Annotated in this window: 1 rRNA gene; it reads right to left on the reverse strand. The window is 52.5% G+C overall.

Annotated elements, in window-relative coordinates:
• Positions 1-2,931, reverse strand: a 23S ribosomal RNA gene (locus tag JMM81_RS22440).

Raw genomic sequence — 2,931 nt, forward strand, 5'->3', positions numbered from 1 at the left:
TGGTTAAGTCCTCGACCGATTAGTATTTGTCAGCTCCACGTGTCACCACGCTTCCACCTCAAACCTATCAACCTGATCATCTTTCAGGGGTCTTACTAGCTTGACGCTATGGGAAATCTCATCTCGAGGGGGGCTTCATGCTTAGATGCTTTCAGCACTTATCCCTTCCGCACATAGCTACCCAGCGATGCCCTTGGCAGAACAACTGGTACACCAGCGGTGCGTCCATCCCGGTCCTCTCGTACTAAGGACAGCTCCTCTCAAATTTCCTGCGCCCACGACGGATAGGGACCGAACTGTCTCACGACGTTCTGAACCCAGCTCGCGTACCGCTTTAATGGGCGAACAGCCCAACCCTTGGGACCGACTACAGCCCCAGGATGCGATGAGCCGACATCGAGGTGCCAAACCTCCCCGTCGATGTGGACTCTTGGGGGAGATAAGCCTGTTATCCCCGGGGTAGCTTTTATCCGTTGAGCGATGGCCCTTCCATGCGGAACCACCGGATCACTAAGCCCGACTTTCGTCCCTGCTCGACTTGTAGGTCTCGCAGTCAAGCTCCCTTGTGCCTTTACACTCTACGAATGATTTCCAACCATTCTGAGGGAACCTTTGGGCGCCTCCGTTACTCTTTAGGAGGCGACCGCCCCAGTCAAACTGCCCACCTGACACTGTCTCCCGCCCCGATAAGGGGCGTGGGTTAGAATGTCAATACAGCCAGGGTAGTATCCCACCGACGCCTCCACCGAAGCTAGCGCTCCGGCTTCTCAGGCTCCTACCTATCCTGTACAAGCTGTACCAAAATTCAATATCAGGCTACAGTAAAGCTCCACGGGGTCTTTCCGTCCTGTCGCGGGTAACCTGCATCTTCACAGGTACTATAATTTCACCGAGTCTCTCGTTGAGACAGTGCCCAGATCGTTACGCCTTTCGTGCGGGTCGGAACTTACCCGACAAGGAATTTCGCTACCTTAGGACCGTTATAGTTACGGCCGCCGTTTACTGGGGCTTCAATTCAAAGCTTCGCTTGCGCTAACCTCTCCTCTTAACCTTCCAGCACCGGGCAGGCGTCAGCCCCTATACTTCGCCTTGCGGCTTCGCAGAGACCTGTGTTTTTGCTAAACAGTCGCCTGGGCCTATTCACTGCGGCTCTTCAGGGCTATAAACCCTAAAGAGCACCCCTTCTCCCGAAGTTACGGGGTCATTTTGCCGAGTTCCTTAACGAGAGTTCTCTCGCACACCTTAGGATTCTCTCCTCGCCTACCTGTGTCGGTTTGCGGTACGGGCACCAACTTCCTCGCTAGAGGCTTTTCTTGACAGTGTGGAATCAGGAACTTCGGTACTATATTTCCCTCGCCATCACAGCTCCGCCTATTGCCAGTGGGATTTGCCTCACTGACGGCCTAACTGCTTGGACGCGCTAATCCAACAGCGCGCTTACCCTATCCTCCTGTGTCCCCCCATTGCTCAAACGGAAGTTTGGTGGTACAGGAATATCAACCTGTTGTCCATCGCCTACGCTTTTCAGCCTCGGCTTAGGTCCCGACTAACCCTGAGCGGACGAGCCTTCCTCAGGAAACCTTAGGCATTCGGTGGATGGGATTCTCACCCATCTTTCGCTACTCATACCGGCATTCTCACTTCTAAGCGCTCCACCAGTCCTTACGATCTGGCTTCGACGCCCTTAGAACGCTCTCCTACCACGGACACCCTAAGGTGTCCATCCACAGCTTCGGTGATACGTTTAGCCCCGGTACATTTTCGGCGCGGAGTCACTCGACCAGTGAGCTATTACGCACTCTTTAAATGGTGGCTGCTTCTAAGCCAACATCCTGGTTGTCTAAGCAACTCCACATCCTTTTCCACTTAACGTATACTTTGGGACCTTAGCTGGTGGTCTGGGCTGTTTCCCTTTTGACTACGGATCTTATCACTCGCAGTCTGACTCCTGAATATAAGTCTTTGGCATTCGGAGTTTGTCTGAATTCGGTAACCCGATGGGGGCCCCTAGTCCAAACAGTGCTCTACCTCCAAGACTCTAAATTCAAGGCTAGCCCTAAAGCTATTTCGGAGAGAACCAGCTATCTCCAAGTTCGATTGGAATTTCTCCGCTACCCACACCTCATCCCCGCACTTTTCAACGTGCGTGGGTTCGGTCCTCCATCCAGTGTTACCTGGACTTCAACCTGGACATGGGTAGATCACCTGGTTTCGGGTCTACAACTACATACTAAACGCCCTATTCAGACTCGCTTTCGCTGCGGCTCCGTCTTTTCAACTTAACCTCGCATGTAATCGTAACTCGCCGGTTCATTCTACAAAAGGCACGCCATTACCCATAAAAGGGCTTTGACTACTTGTAGGCACACGGTTTCAGGAACTATTTCACTCCCCTTCCGGGGTGCTTTTCACCTTTCCCTCACGGTACTGGTTCACTATCGGTCACTAGGGAGTATTTAGCCTTGGGAGATGGTCCTCCCTGCTTCCGACGGGATTTCTCGTGTCCCGCCGTACTCAGGATCCACTCAGGAGGGAACGAAGTTTCAACTACAGGGTTTTTACCTTCTACGACTGGCCTTTCCAGACCGATTCATTTACCCCGTTCCTTTGTAACTCCATATTGAGTGTCCTACAACCCCAAGAGGCAAGCCTCTTGGTTTGGGCTAATCCCGTTTCGCTCGCCGCTACTCAGGGAATCGCGTTTGCTTTCTCTTCCTCCGGGTACTTAGATGTTTCAGTTCCCCGGGTGTGCCTTCAATACCCTATGTATTCAGGTAAAGATCCTATCCTATTAAAGATAGGGGGTTTCCCCATTCGGAAATCTCCGGATCAAAGCTTACTTACAGCTCCCCGAAGCATATCGGTGTTAGTCCCGTCCTTCATCGGCTCCTAGTGCCAAGGCATTCACCGTGCGCCCTTTCTAACTTAACC

It is taken from the genome of Bacillus sp. V3B, assembly GCF_024494465.1.
In the GTDB taxonomy this organism is placed as follows: domain Bacteria; phylum Bacillota; class Bacilli; order Bacillales; family Cytobacillaceae; genus Bacillus_BD.